Here is an 18,036-nt window from a genome sequence, read left to right as displayed (position 1 = left end):
AGGGCACGCGTCGGCCCCGTCACCCGAGTTGTACTCGGGTGACGGGCCCGACGGGCATCTTGGTGCTAGGTGAGCCGGTGCGCGGGCGGGGTGGTCATGTTGGTGAGCGTGTACACCGCCAACGGTTCTGTGAGAGGGCGTTTGGGGTCGGTGCTTTCGTGCTGCTGCCCGTCGGCGGTGACGATGCGGCAGTCATCGCGGACGTGGTCGAGGCAGTAGTAGCTGCCCACCAGCCGCCCGCGACGGGCCACGACGCCGTAGATGATCACTTGCTCGTCACCGGGGTCACGCACAATTGCGGTGATCAGGCATTCGTTCTCGCGGAACTGGCGCACAACGTATTCGGGTCGAGTAGTCATGTTGAACTCCCTGAATGTGACAGGTCAGGCTCTCCCGGTGGAGGCGGGGTGAGTTGCTGCGGCGGTCTGCCGCCCAGATCAAGCCAGTCGAGAAGTTGCGCTGCGTGGGCGGCCAATTCGTTGGCGTACTCGTTGACTTGGTCCCAGTGCGAGGGATCCACCATGTCGGCGTAGTCGATCGCTGCGCGCCACTGATTCACGGCCTCGCGCATGCTCTGCCAAGTGGCATCCGGGTCGTTGAGTGTCATGAGCGCTCCCGCAGGTAGCGCTTGAGCCAGCTGTGAACGTGCGGTGGCTGTTCCGAGGTGATCTGCCGTCGCAGCGCAGTCAGTCCCTCCTCGGCGTGGAAGCATCCATGACGATCGGCGAGCTGCGCGAACACGGTGAACCAGAGCGCGTCGGTGTCGCGGTCGATTTGCCCGATCGCCTCTTCCAGCTCACGGGGTTCCGGGAGCGTGCGGGCGGGGTGCTGGGGGAGCGGAACCGGTGATGCTGCGGCCGGGTCATGGGGCGTCCCACTCGCACCCTCGTCGGGTGCTGCGAGGTTCCTGCGGCACTCCTGGTCCGGGAGTGTTGGCTCCTCGGGATCGACGCGGTACCAGCCCACTCCTCCGCCGACCGTGACGAACACGGCACCGATGCCGGGGTCGAAGGTGATGATCCAGTCGCTGTGATGACTGCTCGGGTACGGCCACGGCCAGCCCACTTGGTTCGGATAGGTGGCGCTCCACTGGTCATGCTCGGACCACTTGTTGAACAGGACATTGACGCGGCGCCGGTAGGCGCGCTCATACACCGATCGCAACAGCGCTCGGCCGGATGGAGTGCGCAGCATCTCTTCCGGCTCGCGCGCCGCGCGTACCGAACCGATCCACTCGGCTTGCACGCCCCGTCCTACGTAGAAATCGACCACTACGTAGCGATCGAAGAAGGTCCCCATAGCTCGGTTCCTTTTCATCTCACGTCGTCGTTGATCTCGTGCCGACCTCGCGCCCAGGCCCGCTCGGTGGCGGGCGGGCCTGGGCAGTCACCGGCCTAGGGCTCCTCGCTGCTAGCGGTGAAGCGCTTGGGGGAGGTCTGGGTTTGGCGGGCGTAGCCCTCGTCGGCGAGCTTGTGCAACGCGTTGTTGACCGCACCGGCCGACCGTTCGAGGGCCTTGGCGATCTGGCCCGGGCTGAACTCCGCGCCGGGCTGGGCGGCCAGGTAGTCCTCAACCATCCCACGCAGTTCGCCCTTGGCTAGGCGCTTGTCAGACGCGACCGGCGTTTCGCTGCCTTCGCCGTCGCCGGTGGGGGCGGTTGCGTGCGCACATGACGAAGCTGTGGCGTCGGTCCGATTCGTCTCGGGCTCTTCCGGAGCGCTGGCCGCGTCGGCTTCTGCGGGTGTGGTGGCCGGCGTGGGGGTGTCCGGTTCGGGCGCGGTGGCCGGGGCGAAGCGGTCGGGGAGCCGCCGAGAGCCGTCCTTGCTACCGGGGATGCGGGTGATGTCACCGGATTTCGACCACGCGGCGAGGATCTTTCCTGCGGTGGACCGGCCGATTTCGGCGTGCTGAGCGATTTCGGTGGTCGTGGATTCGGGGTGGGCGTGTAGTGCGGCCCATACCTTGGCTTCGGTGTCGGTGCGAACGCGGGCGGGTGCACTGTCTTGGGTGGTGCTGGGCATGACGGCCTCCCTGTGTGAAGTGGGGTGGTGGGTCATGCCCTCCGGAGGGCGATGTAGCCCCGGCGCGCGCTGCCGGTTCGCGGCTACATGGATATGGACGCTCTCCTCTCGTGAGGAGTCAAGCGTTTTCAGTTGTCTCGACCGTCCCGTGTTGCGGCGGGGCCGCTCGTGGACGCGTGGTCGGTGTGCTGCGCGGGATGGGTTCCAGGTCGAGGATGTTGATGGCCCGGTTGATCAGGTTGATGACGATGGGGCGCAGTTCGCGGGACGGGTTGAGTCCGGGCCGGTCGGGCGGTGACGTCTTGGAGAACCAGCTACCGGGGTTCTGCGCGGTTACCTGGGACCAGGTTCGCGGCCTGGTCAGGACTTCGACGGTGGCCCGGCTCCGGCCCACGTCGGGGCCACGAACTACCTTGGCGCGGAAGATGTTCCCGTTCGCTTCGACGGTGGCCTCGTAGCTGTAGCGGTCGGGATCCTGCCCGATGGTCTCGTCAATGGTCGTGACGTTGTGGTGCATAGCGATTTCCTTGTTTGGTCTCTTTGGTGGCCCGCTGCGGTCTGTTTGCGATGCAGCGGTGGTCTCTAGCGGGTGGAGCGCAATGCCTGGGTGGCGCTACGGCCGATGGCCTGCGCGGTCGCTGCTGGGTCGCTGAGTTCGATGACGGTCGCCCCATCGAGCGGGGTGCTGGTTTCCCGGTTCGGTACCAGCCACAACACGCCGCACCCCTGGGCACGCAACCGGTCGTGGAGGCGCTGGCCCTGCTCACGCGGCTTGTCGCAAAAGATGCCGTCGGAGACGATCACGAGGAGTCGCGCGGCGCCGGGGGTAGCGAGCCCGAGTGCGCCGTCCAGGGCAGCCAGGGCGCCGGGGATGTCCTCCCAGCCGCCGCCACAGTCGAATTCGGACACGTTCGCCGGGGCGACGCCCGGGTAGGTGATGGGGTGGACGTGACGGCCGAAGATCACGGTGGCGGTGCGGGCATCGACCTGGGCGTGACGTGCGGCGTGGGCGAGGATCCACGCGGCGCTCGCGACCGGCTTGGCGAAGCGGCGCATCGAGCCGGACACGTCGCAGGCGATTCCGAGCCGCAACGGTGGCGCCGGTGTCATCTGGCGGCTGATCCGCGTGAAGGGCTCGGCGGTGGGCATGGCCCCCGCCGCGCGTTGCGCGTCGGCAGCCAGCGCACCGCGCATCCGCAACCGGCCGGGTGGGGTGGCTGAGGTGGTCTTGACGGTCGCGCGGTCGCGGATTCCGGCGGTAGTCAGCGACCGGGCCAGCTTCCGTGCTGCCTGACGCTCCCCGTTAGTCGGCGTCCGTGTTTTGGACACCGAGGGCCCGGAACCACTTGGTGTCTGGGCGGAAAAGACCTGTGCGGCGGTGCGCAAGGCCGTGTGCCGTTCCTTCTCCTCGTTCCGTTTCGCTTGCGCCTTCTCAGTGGCGGGATCACCGGGCAGTGTGGCGGTGGTGTTCTTGTCGACTTCCGCGATCGCTGCGGTGACGGCCTTCGCTAGTGGGGTAGGAGTGCCATCGGATCGCGTGGTGCCCGGTTTCGGCGGTGTGGCGTCGGGATCGGTTCCCAGCGCGGCGCACCACCGGCGGCCGAGGTCGATCATCGCGTCGGTGTCGTCGTCGGCGGTGCGGTGTGCTTCCTGCCAGATCTCGCGCAGCTGCCGCAACGTGTCGGTACCGAGAAGTTCGCGGACTTTGTTGGTGAGGGAGGCGAGTTCCTCCCAGTCGAGAATCCCGGCATCCGCGCGGGCCAGGAGCAAGGCGGCGGTGTGCGCCGCGCTGGCGCGGTCCTCGCTCGTGGCACGGACTTCATCGAGGATGAGTTTCGTGGACGACGCGCGCAGCCACGTCCGATCATCCGGGCGGCGGCGCACGTGGACGGCCTCGATTCGGGATTCTTCCAGGTTCATCGCGGCGTCGATGACGCTCGGCGGTGTGCCTTCGTGTGGTTCCCATCTGCTGTGTGCCGCGTGCGCGCATTCATGCGCGAACACACCCCAGGCCACCGGGTACCGAACGCGGTCGGCGGCAATGGCGGGTGCGACGGTCGCGGGGTCGACCTTGCCCAGGTGCGTACCGTCGAGTTCGATGGTGGCCTGGTGCGGCAGGAACCGGCCGGGCGCGCCGCCCCCTGCTCCGGGGGCGATCGTGACCACCAGGTCGTCACGCCCGGCAATGTCGGGAGCTTCGTCCGTGAGCGCGGATGAGAGCTCCTGCCACGCCGTATCCGCCTTGTCGATTGGAGTTGGGGTAGCGGCGTCGTCATGGGTTACGTGTGCCGTCATGATGATTGTCCCTTCTGGACTCAGCTGGGCGGTGGTCAGATCCGGCTGCCGAGCGAGAGCGGTTCGGCGCTGACCTTGAACAGGTCACGGACGAGTTTTGTCACGGCCTCGCGATCGTCCTCCGGTGCGATGCCGATCAGGTTCCGCGCGGCGGCATCGGTACCGAGTGCTTCGGCGATCTTTTGAAACGCGATCAGTTCGCGCAGTTGTGGGGCCCACGTGACGTCCCCGGTGCGCTGCCGTGTCGCGAGATTGCGTGCCACCCTGACAGCGCGGGAATCGATCTTGAGTTGCGTGGCGAGGTCGAAATCAGTTGATACCTGGATCTGCGCGGAAAACCGTGAGGCGAGCGCATCGGTCAGCACAGCCCCGTGAACGCCAGGGTTGTGACCGGCCACGGTGTAGAAACCTGCTGCGGCGGTGACGGTTTCACCGCCATTGGCCTTGACGGTGATCTCCCGCCGCCCGTCCATGGCGGGATAGACCACAGCGAGCACCGTGGGCGGGATCAACGTCGCGTCATCGATGAACAGGCACCGGCCCTCACGCATCGCGGTCACGAGCGGCCCATGCACGAAAACGTAACGACCCTCGGGCGTTTGGGTGTACTCACCAACGAAATCGGCAACCGTGGTGTCCCCGTCGCCGGGAACGGTGATCAAGTCCGGAAACGCCGCTTCGATCACCGAGGTTTTCCCGGTGCCGGGTGGTCCGTACATCAACGCGGGAATCCCCGCGTCGCGCAGCTTGCGCAACGCGGTCACGTCCGGCAGCCCGGCCAATTTCCGGGGGTGATAGGTCTGCCCATTCGGGCGCGTGACCGGACCGACCACCGGCGTTTCCTTTTTCGGCGGGGTTTTCGCCTTTGCTGGTTTGGCTGGTGCGGATTTCTTGGGGGTGGTCGCCGGGTCCGGGCGCGCCGTGGGTGCGGCGGCTGATCGGGTGGCGTCATTGGCCCGGAAACGCAGCGGGGCGGTACCGGCTTGTTTGGCCGTGCCCTGATCGACCAGTGTCCGCAAGGCGTTTCCCACGGCGCCCGATGACCGGCCCAAATCCGCCGCGATTTCGCGCGCGGTCACGTCGCGACCGGGGCGATCGACAAGCCAGCCCGCGACCATTCGCCGCAATTCGCCGCTGGCCAGGCGCCCACCGGTGGGAGTGGTCATCGTCCGTGTTTCCATGTCGGTGGTCGGGTTCGGGGTGATGTCCACGGCAGCGGGCACGGCAGGCTCCTAAAAATGAACATGGCTCACGCCGCGAAAAAATGGATGAAATGGTCCACGTGTGGGCGGGACGTGATTCCGAAAATGCCGGGTCCTGTCAGGGCATGCCGCGAAGTTCAGCGGAATTCGGCGACATGACCCCGGCGGGTCAGGAAATCGCGCGCGATAATGCGGCGGGGTGCAAAAAGCGTGGCTGGCTGGTGGTTAGTCCTGGCGGTTCTGGTGCTGTTCGGCGGCCTGTTCGGCGATTTCCAGCGTGTCACAGTTTTCCGACCAGCCGCAGTAGCAGTACGCGATGGCGGTGCCGTCATCGTTCACGGTGGTGTCGGCGTAGCACATGGTTTGCCCAATCAGTCAGATTTTGACATGGCTCGCGCCAGGGGTGGAATTCGGTGGTGGTGTTCCGTTCCTGGCGACACATATAAATTAACTCGATCCCACGCCGCGCGCAACACTAAAACCCGGATTTCCCAGGGAAATTCCGGGAATTTGCTGGCGACTGATTCAGCGTATTTGAATGCGCTTTGGAAAACCGTGCAATTGGTGACCAGCTCGGCGAATAGAGAAATGCCAGTGAATCAAATGAGAAAGGGGAATGGCAAATTAAATAGAGAAATTGGTTGGTGATGTGAGGCGGTGCGAGGTCGCGGGGCCTGACCTGGTGCCTGGTCGTTGTCGTTGTGCCCGTGGCTGTGGCTGGCCGGCCGATGTGGTTTCCGGCTTGCGGGGCAAGCCAGTTGGGGAGAGCAGCGGATCCCCCTGTGCGGGTGCTGACCTGCGTTGGGGGTGGCGCTCCCTGGTGGGGTTCTGGGCGCCACCCCCAACGGATCCACGAGTGGATCCCCCATCGGCACCTCCAATGCCGCTGTAATCCGTGCTCAGCGCGCTACGGGCGTGGTCAGGCGATGCGCCGCATGGTGCCGCTGCTGGAGTGGTGGGCGGCGTGAATGAGCGGTGCGGCCAGCTGCGGCCATCCGGGTCCGGAGTTCTTCCAGTGTCCGAGGAGAAGGAAGCGCCGGTTCCGGGCTATCCACAGCCACACATCGACGTGGTCGTCATCGTCGGTGGCGGGGCAGCGCAATTGGAGTACGAGCGTTGATTCCCGGACCGTACTGGCTTGCAGCTGTCGTTTCCAGACTCCGTTGAAACTGGCGAGGCCCCCATCGGGGCGTGACTCGACCTGGGTGATGACGATTCCGCCTTCTTCGGCGGGCATCCTCATCGGCGGCTGCGGCCCGAGCGTGTAGGCCACGCGGTGCTGGGCGAATGAGGCGACCTCGGCGACTGCGGGCGACAGCGGCATTCTCGCGGCGGTGTGGGCGTCTCGATTCTTCGGATCTGGTGTCGACATGGTGTGTCTCCTTCGAAATGGGCGAACGTGTGGTGCGTATTTATGGACGCTCGCGGGTGTGGAGGTGTCAATGGCTCTTCGGGGCGGAAGGGTGAAGACCGCCCGATCGCGCGGGTTCTCCTTTCGTCGCGGGGGGTTCGGAGTCGGGGTGCTGCAGCGCGGTGGCGAGTGCGAGGGTTTCGGGGGCGGGTTCGGTGTCGATATCGCGGAGCCGCTGGGTCAGTAGGTCGAGGGTGGCTGGGATCGCGCTGGTGTCACCGAGTCGGGCGTGCAGGCGCATGATGTCGCGGTAGAGGTGTTCGTTGGCCGGATCGAATCCTGTCGCTGTTTCCAGCAGGCGCAGGGTGCGTTCCGGGTTGGTGGGGGCGTGGTGACGGGCCAGGGCGCTGACGGCGTTGATGGCGGTGCGCAGCGCGGCGAAGCGGGGCGCCTGGATCCATTCGCTGTCGATGCCGGCGGCGAGCTCGCCCTGATACAGCTCCACCACGGTGTGGTGCGCGTGAAGTCGGCGCGGCTCAGCGGTGGTGTCGTGGCTTGTGCGGTCGGCTTCGGTGAAGGCGGCGTAGTCGGTGTTGATCTGGGTGCTGTCCAGGTTCAGGCGCCGTTGGCGGGCGTCGTCGAGGATGTCGGTGACGGTTCCGTGGGTGGCGGACTCCAGCGCGGTACGCAGCCGGGAGAGCGTGGTGTTGAGCGCGTTGGTGGGCCGATTTGAGGGTGCGTGCTGCCACAGGTCGGCGATCGCGGTATCCCGCGTGACGCCAGGATTAACCGCGAGGTAGGCCAGAAGCTCCAGCAACCTCGGTGTGAAGTGCTCGGTGATGTCTTCTCGTTCACCCTCCGGTGGGGTCCACAGCAGGCGAACCGGGCCGAAAACGCGCAGAGACAACGGCACACGGTCCTCGGGCGCCTCGGCATGCTCGGGTGGTGCCGGAAAGGGAGAAAGAGGTGGTTCGCGGTCTTGCAGGACGGGGTGCACGGGCGGGCCGGCGTCGTGCTGTGGGGCGCGGCCGAGAGTGAGGAGATCACGCGCTGTGACCTCGTCCGCGGTGAACAGGCGGGCCCCGAACAGCGAAGACACCTCGTGGCTCGCGCCGCTGACGACTCCGCCGTCCTCCACTGCTAGCTGGGCGCCGGCCGGTGATGGTCCCAAGGCGAGGACGGAGGCGCCCGCGGTCGGTGGCAGTGCGTCGTCGTCGAGGACGGCGGTGTAGGCGACGAGCACGTCGCCGAGCTGTCCCGGTGGTGTGGCGTGCAGGTCGGTGATCTGATGCCAGTGGCCCAGTTCTGGAGGCGGTCCGCCGGGGAACAGTGCGGCGACGGCGGCCGTGTGGATGCTGAGCCGGGGACGTTCCGGATGAAGTGCCAGGTTGACGAGGATGGCCCGAACAACATCGTGGGCGCCTGGCCCGGTGACACCGACCCGGCGGGCGTCGGAGAAGTTGAGGTGTCGGGTCTCGCCGTCGGCGACGCCGATCTCCAACCACAGCTCACCCGCGTCGGCGTCTTGATTTCGTTCGGGAGGTTGCTCGAGTCGAGGCGCTCCTGGTTCGTCATCGGGCGCGTGCGTGGTGCTGGTGGGGTGGGCGCGGTGGAGCGCATAGACCGCAGGAGCGATGGGGTAGTCGGCCGTGGTGCGGGTGCCGGGACGGTGGTGTCGGCGATGCCGGCGGCGGGCGAGTACGAGCGCGGCGCTGACCGCGGCTGCCGTGGCGGCGCCGAGAAAGGTTCTCGCGCCGAGCTGAATCTCCCCGGTATCGGTGATCACCGGTTGCGGTGCCGGTGAGACCTGGGCCGGTGTTACCGCCGGTCCAGGAGAGACCGCTTGGGGCATCGGATCGGGGAGAGGCGGGGCTGGTAGTGCGAGGCGCCATCCGGGGAAGAGATGGTGGGGGTCGCGCAGCACGCGGCCATCGGGCTGTGGTCGTTCGGCGTTGATGGCGAACAACACCGGCCACTGGTCGGGCGAGCCGAGTTCCCGCGCGGCGAGCGTGGCGAGGGTGTCACCGGGTTCGGTGGTGATCCACCGTGCGGTCGCAGCAATCCCGGCTGGAGTTGGCAGGGCCGCATCGGTGGGCATACGCAGCACGCACCCGGTTTCCAGCCGGTCTGTGCCCTGGAGCAGGTCGTGGTTGAGGTCGCGCAGCTGAGTCCAGCGGTGCGGGTTGCCGAGGTAGCGCTCGGCGAGGTCCCACAGTGTGTCGCCGCGGACCACGGTGTAGCGCGGGTGACCGGGGTCGGTCGTGGTGGGGCCGGGCGGCGGGTCGGGGTACCCGCCCGGCCCCACCGGGGCGTCGCCGTAGACAGGGGTGGCGGCGACACCCTCTGGGAGAGGCATCAGGGCTGTCACACTCGGTGGCGTGGCGACAGGGGCCGCCGTCATCGTCCCCGGGAACAGGGACAGCACAGCCCAGGTGATCAGGGCGGTCAGCCAGGCTCGGGGCGTGCCGCGCCGCACCGGACGCGAACGCCCGGGGACCAGGAGGCGGGCGACGTCGGCCACGGTCCACACCAGCAGAAGTGCCCAACTCGCCCACCCCGTGAGCAGGACGCCGAGCAGCGCACACCGGGAGGGGCTCAGTTCGAACCGCAGTGTCTCCGCGAGGCGTTCGGCCCAGTCACCGAGCTGGACCGGCAGCGGCGCTGCCCACGGGGAGAAGTCCGGGACCGGCCATCGCACGGTGGGAAAGGGGGCGATCTCGGCCAGCGCCCACAACACGACCGGCAGCCCGGTCAACAGCGCCACGAGCCCGGTGATCGCGGCACAGGCCAGCAGCCGCGTGCGCACCTCGGCCGCCGGGGTCATGGCCGGGCACCTCCGTCAGTCTGAAGAGTGGCGGTTGCGTGGCCGGTGACTGTGTGGAGGTCCCACAGCAGCCCGATTGCAGCAGGTTCGGTGTAGGTCACCGTGACCGCCACACTCGACGGGCCCTGCAGCGAGACGGTCCCGGTGTGGCCGGTGGACGCGAGGTAACGCCGTGCCGCTGCGTTCGCCTCCGATGGTTCGAGGGTGATGGTGGTGTGGCGGGTGTCGAGCGCGGTGAGTGCGCTGCGCGCGGTCTCGGCGGCGACCGCGTCGGCCCGGGCGCGCACCCGAAGCCGGTCGGCACCGTCGACGAGCAACGCGCACAGCAGCAACAGACAGGGCACCAGGACGGCGACCAGCACACTGACCGACCCGTCGTCACGCCCACGCATTGTGAAGGTCATGTTCGCCCCCGAAACGGGTCGATCGGGCTGGAAAACTCAGCACGCAGCGGAACCGCGCCGGGGAGTCCGGGCAGGCCGGTCAAGTCCGCCAGCGAGACGCTGCAGTGCAGCCCGACCGTGACCACGCCGGTCGTGCCCGCGCGGGTGGCCAGGCCACTGGTGTCGAGGTCCTGGGCGAGGTCGGTGCACGCCAGGTGCTGCTCGCCCAGGACCTGCAGGCCGGTCGAGGTGGCTGCGCTGTGGGCGCCACTGGGTGTGCGGGCCAGCGACGCGGCGCGCGCGGCCGTGGTGGCGGCGTGCTCCAGGGCGTGGTGGGCGGTGACGACGCGGCCGGCGGCGATGACCACGACGAGCACCGCCAACAGCAACGGGGTCAGCACAGCGACTTCCACACTCGCCGAACCTTCCTCGCGCGGGTGGGTGTTCATGGTGTGTCTCCCGGGGTGGTGAAGCGTTCCTTGCTGGCTTCGGCGACTTGCGTGACGGTCCCCAGCCCGGGAATTGGGAGAAGGCGGGGCGGGTCACCGGTCACGCGCACGGTGACCCGCGTCCCGGTGACCTGGGCGCTCACCTGGGGTTGGGTCACGAGTCCGGAGCTCTCGGCCAGGAACGACTCCGCGGTGGACTGGGCGTTGGCGGTGGTGCCGTGCAGCGTGCGCGCCACCTGGACGCCTTGCTGCGCGGCAGCCGAGCAGATCGTGCGCGTATGCCACCACAACCCGGCCTGCACGACCGTGAGCAGGACGATCAGCACCAGGGGTGCCAGCACCGCCAACTCCACGGCAGCCGACCCCGTCTCGAACCGGGCCGCCCGTTTACCTCGGGTGCGAGTCAACATCAGCGATCACCTCGCTCCGGGGTCAGTGGATTTGGGCTTGGTACTTCTGGACCACTGCGGTGATCGCGGCCCCGAGCCCGAGTGCCGCGGCCAACGCGATCGCCGTCAACACGGCCTTTTCGGTGCTCTCCGAACCGCGATCATCGAAACGAACTCTCTCGACAAAACGGGTGAGCGCGGTGGTGCTGGTGGCGAGCCAGGCCGCGACGAGCACCACTGTGACGGTCACCTGCGTACGAATCATGGGGATCATGACAACCTCTCAGCGATGGGAATCGGCATTGTCGTGTGGTGTGCTGCTATCCGATGAGCAGCCGCGCGACGGTGGGGTAGAGGGCCAGCAGAAGGAACCCGGCCATCAGGGCGGTGACTGGTAGCGTGAGGCGCTCGGTGCGCGCGTTGGCCTCGGCCTTGTCCTCGGTGGTGGTCGTGGCGCGCAGACTCGCGGCCTGCGCGGTGAGACTGGCGTAGATCGCGGCGCCATCCGCAGCGGTCGCGGCCAGATCGGCGACCGTCACGAGCTCGTCCAGCCGGACCTGTTCCCCGAGGCCGCGCAGTGCGTCCCAGGGCGAGTACCCGTGGTTCTCGGCCCTGACCAGAGTGCGGTGCAGCCGCTGCAGGAGCGGGTGGTCTGCGAGCGCGGCGGCCTCGTGCAGGGCCGGTCCCGGCGCTTGGCCGGCGGCGCGCTCTTGGGCCACCAGGTCCAGATAGACCGCCAGCACTCGGCGCGCATCGCTGCGCGCGTGGCGCGCGGCATCGCGCGTGCGCCACACCGGCACCCAAGCCCCTGCTACCGCACAAACCAGAACCAGCACCGGCGCGACGAGGAGCGAAACAGTCCCGGCAGCCACGAATCCCGTTGCGAGAACCAGTCCGACGAGCCCGGAGGCCAGACCCCACGTGATCCGACTGGACACATAGGACCGTGGTGTTCTCTCTAGCAGATCGAGGTCGGCTTCGGGGATCGCCAGCCACGGGTGACCGGCCTGCTGTGTCCACTGGATGAGCCGGTCCAGGCGCCGGTGCTGTGCGGTGGTGGGGTGGGTCAGGTGGTGCAGTGCTGCCTGCAGCCCCATCGGAGCCGGGCCGACCACTCCACGAACTCCGGCGGCGAGTCCGATCCCGAGCAGGGCTCCGGCGAGGGTGGCCAGGCCGAGGGTGGGAGTCATGACGTGCCTCCCCGTAGGAAGCGAGCCGCAGCACGGGGTGTGGACAGGCGGTGCATCTGCCAGAGTGCGCCGGCGAAGATCGCCACGACCACCGCGAGGACACCTTGGCCCAGCGCCGTACTGATCGGGGCGAGGTACTCCCGGGCGAAGATCACCAGCCCGAGGAGCATGACCGTGGTGATGCCGATCAAGGTGCGCACTGTGGTCCGGGGCTTGGCGCGGTCGGCTTCCACCTCGCGGGCACTGGCGGCCCGTGCGGTCAGACTCATCGCCTGGCCTTGCAAGATCTCGACCACGCCGCGTCCACCCGCGCGCACGCGCAGCAGCAGCGCGAGCACGACCTCATCGGCGGCGGGATGGGACAACTCCGCGGCGAAGGCGCGCAGCGCTGGTTCCGTGCCCTCGAGGCGCATCGCCTCGGCCAGCCGGGCAACAGCGGGAGCCAACAGCGCCGGTGCGGTGTCGGCCGAGCGCGCCACGGCCTGGTGCAGGCCACCCGCCCCGGAGGCCAGCAGATCACCCAAACGTCGCGTCCACGTCGCCATCGCCTCGTGCAACGCGATGTCGTCGTGCACCTGCCGGGGCGCCAGCAACACCGGCACCGCCAGAACTGCGAGAGCGGTGGCGGCCGTGGCCACGGGCCAGCCCGTGGCCCACCACGTCACACCAGCGGCCAACGACGCGATCAATCCGCGCCGTCGCCACTGCTCCATCCACGCCAACATCGAGCTCACTCGCGAGGGCATCGTGGGGGGACGCGGAGGCCGGAAGAACAGAACGCTGAAAAGCAGGCCAAGGCCCAGGAAGAGCCCGAACACAGCTGCCAATGCGATGATCATGATGCAACTCCTTCGTCGCGTTGCGACTCCTGTGCGTCAAGCCCGTGCTGACGGAGCCGGGCGCGCAGCGGCTCGCTGGGCGGGTACACCGGTGCGATGCACCCGCTGCTGGGGTGCGGGCCGAACAGCGGGATCAGATCGGGTGTCCCGGCGTCCCCGACCGGCCCGACTTCGCAAATCTCGGTGACGACCCGCTCGCGTCGGCCCTCGCTGTCGCGACGGGTCACGTGCACGATCAGATCCAGCGCAGAGGCCGTCCAGCGATGAGCCGCAGCGACACTCAGCGGCGGGTGCGCGAGTTGGCTGAGCGCGGCGATGCGGTCGGGCACCGCCCTGGCCGAGGTGGCGTGCAACGTGCCCATTCCCCCGGCGGCCCCGTTGCCCAACGCGCGCAGCAGCGAGGTGATCTCGCCACCCCGAACCTCCCCGACGATCACCCGCGAAGGGGAATGCCGCAGAGTCTGCTTCAGCAGGTCATCGAGGGTGATCTCCCCGGCGCCCTCGGCATTGGGCGCACGCGCTTCCAGCGCTGTCACCAGCGGATGCGCGACCGGGTTCAGGTGCAGTCCGAGCTCGTAGTCGTCTTCGACGGTCACCACGTGCTCGTGGTCGGTAATGGCATGGCACAGCGAACGCAGCAGCGTCGTCTTGCCGGCCGCAGGTCCACCGGTGACCAGCAGGTTCAGCCCGGCCCGGACAGCGGACTGCAAGAAATCATGGACGCGGTCGTTGACGGTGCCACGTTGGTGCAGATCATCCAGCGTGGCGTGGGCGAGCCGGTGGCGCCGGATCGCGATCCGCGGCCGGTCGGCGACCTCGCGCACCGCAGCCAACCGAGCCCCCAACGGGCCCCCGGCCGGCAGGCGGAGATTGCCCATCGGGTGGGCCGGGGAGAACTCCCGGCTGGTTTGTCCCAGCCGCGCGAACATCGACTCCAACTGAGCCAACAAGTCCGCGTCCGACCGGCCGACCGGATGCGGCCACGCCTGCACGCTTCCATCCGAGCGTTCGAGCCACACGCGGTCGTAGCCGTGGATGTGGATGTTCTCGACGTCCTCGCGCTCCAGCAGTGGTTGCAGATCCCCCAACCCGGACAGCGCCGCCAGGACGGCATCGGTGAGCCGCTTCTCGGCGAGCTCCGACAACGGCTGATCACCCTGGGCGGCGCGGTGCAGAGTCCACGCGGTGATCTCAGCGGCGACCAACGACCGGTGCCGGGCAGGATCGTCTCCGGGCGCAAGCCGTTCGGCCACGCGCGCCCGCAGCTGCGCCACCGTGTCCGCGTCCGGGACGGCGCCGGGCTCGTCTGCGGGATTCATCGGCGAGCTGATCTGGGAGGTCATGCCACCTGCTCCTGTCCTTCGTCGCTGGCAGGAGCGGAGGAGACCTGCCCGGGGCCGGCGAGTTGGGTGTGCAGGCGGCGTGCTGCTTTACGGCTGGTGCGCAGCAGCGCTGAACGGCGCGGTTGCAGGCAGGGCGTTCCGCCATCGCAGAGCGCCCCTGCAGCGGTGGGATCATCGGGGAGTTCCATCCCGACCGGGATTGCCAAGGCGCGGGCGGCATCGTCGGCTTGGCGGCTGGTAGCCACCGACACCGCCGCGCCCAACCGCTGGGAAGGCACCAGGTCACGCAAGACCCTGACCAGCCGGTCGGCGGCGACGATGTGCCGCAGAGTCGGACGAACCCCGACCAGGACGAGATCGGACTCGGCCACCAGCGGCCACGGCGTGGCAGGACTCCACCGACCCGCGTCCACCAGCACATCCGGGCCACTCCCGCTGAGGTCCCGCAGTGCGCTGGCCAGCCGCTTCCACCCATCGGAGCCGATCGCGCCAGCCTGGACCGGATCATTGACCCCGGCCAGCAATCGCAGGCCTGTGCTATCGGGGACCTCTTGTGCGTGACCGGCCAATCCTTCGGCCGGCACCGATTCGAGGTGCCGAGTCGAGGAGGCGAAACTCAGCACGCTGCGGTCGGAGGTGAGCCGCCCATCGACCCACCACTGCCCAGCCCACCCAGGCAGCAGATCGCCTCCCGCCGGATCGGCATCGACCACAAGCAGCCGATCGGGCCACACTGTGGCCAGTGCCGCGATCCCCGTGGTCACGCCCGGCGAACCCTTCGCCGACAGAACTGTCACCAAAGCCATTGCACTCACGCACCTTTCAAAGAGATGAGGATGGTTCGCTAGTGATCTGGTCCGAGAACCGTCACGACCGCGCCCGTCGCGGCGGCCGAGGTGGCTTGATGAGCCGCGTAATCGGGAAGGAGCAGGTCCACCACGACCGCCCCTTCGGCATCCGGCGGCGCCATCCGAACCACGCGGGCACGAAAGCCCGATCCCGTGGGACTCGCCTCGGTAGTGGGACTCGACGAGGCCGACAGCGCAGTGACTTCCACCGGTGTGTTGGGGTCAAGCCCAGCTGAGGGGAACCGGCCGGGTTCCAGCCGAAGGCCGACGACGACTTGCCGGGGCCCCGGAACCGCCTGGGTCGTGAGGTCGCGTGGGGCGAGCAGCTCGCCGGCACGCAGATTCGTTGCCGCGACCTTGCCTGTGACCTCGCCCAGGCGTGCTTGGGACACGGTGAACCGCACTGCCTCAGGCGGAAGATCCACAGTGGCCAGATCCGCCTGCGAGATGGGCTCGGCCCAGGCGATGTCTCTGGTGAGCACCAGCACGGGCTCGCGGTCGTGCGCTCCGGCCACGAGCGCGACGACGCCGGCTACGGACCCTGCGATCAACCCGGCCGACAGGCCCAACATCCACCAGCGCCTGCGCCGGGGAACCCGCGGACCACGGGAACGGTGACCGTTGCCCCGCTCATCCGACGAGGCCGTCAGCTCAGAAAGACCCGGATTAGACATAGACGTCTCCCCACAACGGAATAGAAAACGAGATCAAAGAAAGAAAGTGAAATGAATCAGGAACGCTGCTATTGAGTGCGCAAGGCTTGCGCTTCGGCGATCACGAGCTCGGTTTGGGCACGGGAAGTCATCGGAGGCAGAACACCACCGGCCGGGGAGGTTCCGGTCCAGCCGTGCCAGGTCACCTCCCAGGTAATGGACCACTGCGCCGCCACCGGCCCAGCAGAAGGGCGCTCGTACACGACATCGCAGTCAGGCGAAGCGGAATGCAACCCATAGGAACGGTCGTAGGGGGTTCCGGGACCCGCGCAGTAAATGGGGGCGGCGCCATCACCCGGCTCCATCGCCAACTGGACAGGTGTAGCGGTGACCTCGGCCCACACCGGTCCTGCCTCAACGCGCTGGCGTTGCGTGCGCCAGGCGCTGGGATCGGTCCAGAACCAGGTGAACTCGCCGACCACGGTCGCCGCCTGACCGTCCCGCAGGCGCAGGTCTGGCGAATGCTGCGGTACCGGTAGCGGGAGACGAAGCTGCTGGAGTGCTTGCTGCGCGAGTACCGCGGGATCCGGTGGCCCGGCTGCGGCACCCGGAGGCGCTGGGCCAGGGCGGGTTTCACCCGGCGGGCACCGCCCTTCGTCTAACGGGCCGAAGCACCACGACGACAGCGGGCCAGTACTCAGCATCAACGCCGGGTCGTCCGAGGCGGCGGAGTCGCACATGATCGTCGGGCACAACGGAACGACCGCCGGACCGGACGGACGATGTGATCCGCCCGAGGACCCACCCGAGGCTGAACCGGACGAGGAGCCTCCTGGTGAACCGCCCGAGCTGCTGCCGGAACTGCCCGGGCTGGTGGCGCCCATCTCGATCGAGGGAGAGGAGTACAAGCCGCCGAAATCGCCAGGAGTGACCTCGGTCCCGCCCTCCTGAGCAGAGCCCAGCGGACTGAACCCCACGCACAGCAGTACGGCACCGCCGACGGCGACCAACGGGACGCGGCGCGCAGCCATCAGCACTCACCGCCCGGATATTCGATCTTCGCCACCCGCCAGCCACCCGACTCCCGGGAAAGGGTCGCCGAGACGGCGTTACGCGACGGGCCGACGTTGCGAGGCTGTCCCGTGGCGGCATCAGCCAATCCGGCCTGGCTACCGTCCTGGCAATCGGTGACCACCGCGCGATCTCCCTCGATGCGTGTACCGGTGATCCGCGGGGTGACGCTGCCGTAGAGCCGAACCCCCTGGGTCCGCTGCTGCCGGGCACGAGTGGCCACCTGCTCGGACAGCTCGGCGGTCGCCACCGCCCGCAGTCGCTGCTCCCATCCCTGATCTGTCTCCGCACTCGACACCCACGACACCGACCAGAACTCGCGGTACACCCCTTCGATCGCAGCATTCTCCGACGGCTGAGCCGGGGGCGCCGCGATCTCGCTGACCGGGGGTGCGGAGGGCGGCGTTGACGAGCACGCACCCGTCACCGCACCGGCAACGCAAGCGGCGATCATCAGGGCCTGTGAACTCATTCGGGACATCAGGGTTTCTCCTCATGAATAGCTGACGATGGCGATCCAGCCACCGAGAACAATGCTGGGACCAGCGGCGATACGACTTTCCTCGCCACGCCGGCCCAGCAGCCACGCAACAGCGGCCACAACCCCCAGCACGACCAGCGATAGGAACAGGCCCCAGAGCACGGTGCGCCACCCCAGCCAGCCCCAAAATGCGGCCAACGCACTCAGCAAAGTCACGTCACCGAAACCGAGCCAACCGGGCGCCGCCGCGTAGATCCCAGCTCCCACCGCCAGGACAAGCAGCGCCGCGCCGAAACTTCGCAGCAACGGTGTGAGACCGCCGGATCCGGTCACCGTGAGACACGCGAAGACCACGACACCGCCCGCCACCAGGGCAAGCACCCACGTCCGAGGCAAGCGATGACAGTGCAGATCGATCGCACCGAGGCTGACGCCGATTACTCCCAACCACCACCACGCTGGCAAAGCCGGGTCATAGCCGAAGAGGACACGGACACCAATCGAGACGAGGGCGCAGGTGACGACGAGCCCAGCGAGTGGGAAAGGACTGAGCGCCGTCGGGATCCAGCGGCGCATCCCCCATGCCGAGCAGGCAGCGGCTCCAGCCCCCAGTGATGCCCAGAAGCCGACCATCATGAAGATGCCAGGGTGGGTGGACATCGATTCGACGTTGCTGCGGAGCGTTTCCATGTATTTC

General features: G+C 68.1%; 23 protein-coding genes. 2 read left to right on the top strand and 21 right to left on the bottom strand.

All coding sequences use genetic code 11. The annotated features are described in order from the left end of the window. Positions 1-65: 65 nt before the first annotated feature. The 7 genes from AB0J78_RS17930 to AB0J78_RS17900 all read right to left on the bottom strand — a co-directional run bounded on the left by AB0J78_RS17930 (position 66) and on the right by AB0J78_RS17900 (position 5,497). Positions 66-359 carry a hypothetical protein gene (locus tag AB0J78_RS17930; RefSeq protein ID WP_363790244.1) on the bottom strand — a complete coding sequence of 98 codons (294 nt, stop codon included), beginning with the start codon at positions 357-359 and terminating at the stop codon, positions 66-68. Beyond that, positions 356-607, bottom strand: coding sequence for a hypothetical protein (locus AB0J78_RS17925; protein ID WP_363790242.1), 252 nt, complete (start codon positions 605-607; stop codon positions 356-358). The genes AB0J78_RS17930 and AB0J78_RS17925 overlap by 4 nt, the downstream gene beginning before the upstream one ends. Then, entirely contained in the window at positions 604-1,299 is a 696-nt protein-coding gene (locus AB0J78_RS17920) for a hypothetical protein (protein WP_363790240.1), read from the bottom strand. The genes AB0J78_RS17925 and AB0J78_RS17920 overlap by 4 nt, the downstream gene beginning before the upstream one ends. Before the next feature lie 95 nt (positions 1,300-1,394). Then, positions 1,395-2,021 (bottom strand): helix-turn-helix domain-containing protein, encoded by a 627-nt coding sequence (locus tag AB0J78_RS17915; RefSeq protein WP_363790238.1) that lies wholly within the window; start codon positions 2,019-2,021, stop codon positions 1,395-1,397. A 118-nt stretch (positions 2,022-2,139) separates the two neighbouring features. Beyond that, complete coding sequence (locus tag AB0J78_RS17910) at positions 2,140-2,538, bottom strand: hypothetical protein (RefSeq protein ID WP_363790236.1); 399 nt, start codon at positions 2,536-2,538, stop codon at positions 2,140-2,142. Positions 2,539-2,603: 65 nt separating this feature from the next. After that, complete coding sequence (locus AB0J78_RS17905; protein ID WP_363790234.1) at positions 2,604-4,316, bottom strand: hypothetical protein; 1,713 nt, start codon at positions 4,314-4,316, stop codon at positions 2,604-2,606. 35 nt (positions 4,317-4,351) lie between these two features. Next, on the bottom strand, positions 4,352-5,497 hold the full coding sequence (locus AB0J78_RS17900) for an AAA family ATPase (RefSeq protein ID WP_363790467.1): 1,146 nt from the start codon (positions 5,495-5,497) through the stop codon (positions 4,352-4,354). Between the two features lie 231 nt (positions 5,498-5,728). Between AB0J78_RS17900 and AB0J78_RS17895 the strand changes: the two genes are divergently transcribed. Then, a complete protein-coding gene (locus AB0J78_RS17895) occupies positions 5,729-6,166 on the top strand; it encodes a hypothetical protein (protein ID WP_363790232.1) in 438 nt (145 codons plus the stop codon). 271 nt (positions 6,167-6,437) lie between these two features. Here AB0J78_RS17895 and AB0J78_RS17890 read toward each other — a convergent pair whose 3' ends face one another. The 12 genes from AB0J78_RS17890 to AB0J78_RS17835 all read right to left on the bottom strand — a co-directional run bounded on the left by AB0J78_RS17890 (position 6,438) and on the right by AB0J78_RS17835 (position 16,269). Next, the gene (locus AB0J78_RS17890; protein WP_363790230.1) at positions 6,438-6,890 is read right to left on the bottom strand and encodes a hypothetical protein; all 453 of its coding nucleotides are present in this window, start codon (positions 6,888-6,890) and stop codon (positions 6,438-6,440) included. A gap of 67 nt (positions 6,891-6,957) precedes the next feature. Then, positions 6,958-9,693: a LysM peptidoglycan-binding domain-containing protein gene (locus AB0J78_RS17885; protein ID WP_363790228.1), complete on the bottom strand. Its 2,736-nt coding sequence runs from the start codon at positions 9,691-9,693 to the stop codon at positions 6,958-6,960. After that, entirely contained in the window at positions 9,690-10,097 is a 408-nt protein-coding gene (locus AB0J78_RS17880) for a hypothetical protein (protein ID WP_363790226.1), read from the bottom strand. The genes AB0J78_RS17885 and AB0J78_RS17880 overlap by 4 nt, the downstream gene beginning before the upstream one ends. Then, entirely contained in the window at positions 10,094-10,525 is a 432-nt protein-coding gene (locus AB0J78_RS17875) for a TadE/TadG family type IV pilus assembly protein (RefSeq protein WP_363790224.1), read from the bottom strand. The genes AB0J78_RS17880 and AB0J78_RS17875 overlap by 4 nt, the downstream gene beginning before the upstream one ends. Beyond that, positions 10,522-10,935 carry a TadE/TadG family type IV pilus assembly protein gene (locus AB0J78_RS17870; protein WP_363790222.1) on the bottom strand — a complete coding sequence of 138 codons (414 nt, stop codon included), beginning with the start codon at positions 10,933-10,935 and terminating at the stop codon, positions 10,522-10,524. The genes AB0J78_RS17875 and AB0J78_RS17870 overlap by 4 nt, the downstream gene beginning before the upstream one ends. A 22-nt stretch (positions 10,936-10,957) precedes the next feature. Then, positions 10,958-11,188 carry a hypothetical protein gene (locus AB0J78_RS17865; protein ID WP_363790220.1) on the bottom strand — a complete coding sequence of 77 codons (231 nt, stop codon included), beginning with the start codon at positions 11,186-11,188 and terminating at the stop codon, positions 10,958-10,960. Positions 11,189-11,234: 46 nt separating this feature from the next. Continuing rightward, positions 11,235-12,104 (bottom strand): pilus assembly protein TadB, encoded by an 870-nt coding sequence (locus AB0J78_RS17860; RefSeq protein WP_363790218.1) that lies wholly within the window; start codon positions 12,102-12,104, stop codon positions 11,235-11,237. Continuing rightward, positions 12,101-12,943, bottom strand: coding sequence for a pilus assembly protein TadB (locus AB0J78_RS17855; protein WP_363790215.1), 843 nt, complete (start codon positions 12,941-12,943; stop codon positions 12,101-12,103). The genes AB0J78_RS17860 and AB0J78_RS17855 overlap by 4 nt, the downstream gene beginning before the upstream one ends. Further along, the gene (locus AB0J78_RS17850) at positions 12,940-14,286 is read right to left on the bottom strand and encodes an ATPase, T2SS/T4P/T4SS family (RefSeq protein ID WP_363790213.1); all 1,347 of its coding nucleotides are present in this window, start codon (positions 14,284-14,286) and stop codon (positions 12,940-12,942) included. Before AB0J78_RS17850 ends, AB0J78_RS17855 begins: the two co-directional genes overlap by 4 nt. Then, the gene (locus tag AB0J78_RS17845; RefSeq protein ID WP_363790211.1) at positions 14,283-15,092 is read right to left on the bottom strand and encodes a hypothetical protein; all 810 of its coding nucleotides are present in this window, start codon (positions 15,090-15,092) and stop codon (positions 14,283-14,285) included. The genes AB0J78_RS17850 and AB0J78_RS17845 overlap by 4 nt, the downstream gene beginning before the upstream one ends. A gap of 38 nt (positions 15,093-15,130) precedes the next feature. Continuing rightward, complete coding sequence (locus tag AB0J78_RS17840; protein ID WP_363790209.1) at positions 15,131-15,706, bottom strand: SAF domain-containing protein; 576 nt, start codon at positions 15,704-15,706, stop codon at positions 15,131-15,133. A gap of 170 nt (positions 15,707-15,876) precedes the next feature. After that, positions 15,877-16,269, bottom strand: a complete 393-nt coding sequence (locus tag AB0J78_RS17835) for a hypothetical protein (protein WP_363790208.1) — start codon at positions 16,267-16,269, stop codon at positions 15,877-15,879. Positions 16,270-16,525: 256 nt separating this feature from the next. Between AB0J78_RS17835 and AB0J78_RS17830 the strand changes: the two genes are divergently transcribed. Continuing rightward, complete coding sequence (locus AB0J78_RS17830) at positions 16,526-16,738, top strand: hypothetical protein (RefSeq protein WP_363790206.1); 213 nt, start codon at positions 16,526-16,528, stop codon at positions 16,736-16,738. Between the two features lie 79 nt (positions 16,739-16,817). Here AB0J78_RS17830 and AB0J78_RS17825 read toward each other — a convergent pair whose 3' ends face one another. Then, the gene (locus AB0J78_RS17825; RefSeq protein ID WP_363790204.1) at positions 16,818-17,339 is read right to left on the bottom strand and encodes a hypothetical protein; all 522 of its coding nucleotides are present in this window, start codon (positions 17,337-17,339) and stop codon (positions 16,818-16,820) included. A 12-nt stretch (positions 17,340-17,351) separates the two neighbouring features. Continuing rightward, positions 17,352-18,029 carry a hypothetical protein gene (locus AB0J78_RS17820; RefSeq protein ID WP_363790202.1) on the bottom strand — a complete coding sequence of 226 codons (678 nt, stop codon included), beginning with the start codon at positions 18,027-18,029 and terminating at the stop codon, positions 17,352-17,354. Between the last annotated feature and the right edge of the window lie 7 nt (positions 18,030-18,036).

Origin of the sequence: Saccharopolyspora sp. NPDC049426, assembly GCF_040676935.1 — a bacterium.
In the GTDB taxonomy this organism is placed as follows: Bacteria; Actinomycetota; Actinomycetes; order Mycobacteriales; family Pseudonocardiaceae; genus Saccharopolyspora.
Note: the sequence above shows the minus strand (reverse complement) of the source record. Positions and strands in the feature narration are given on the sequence as shown.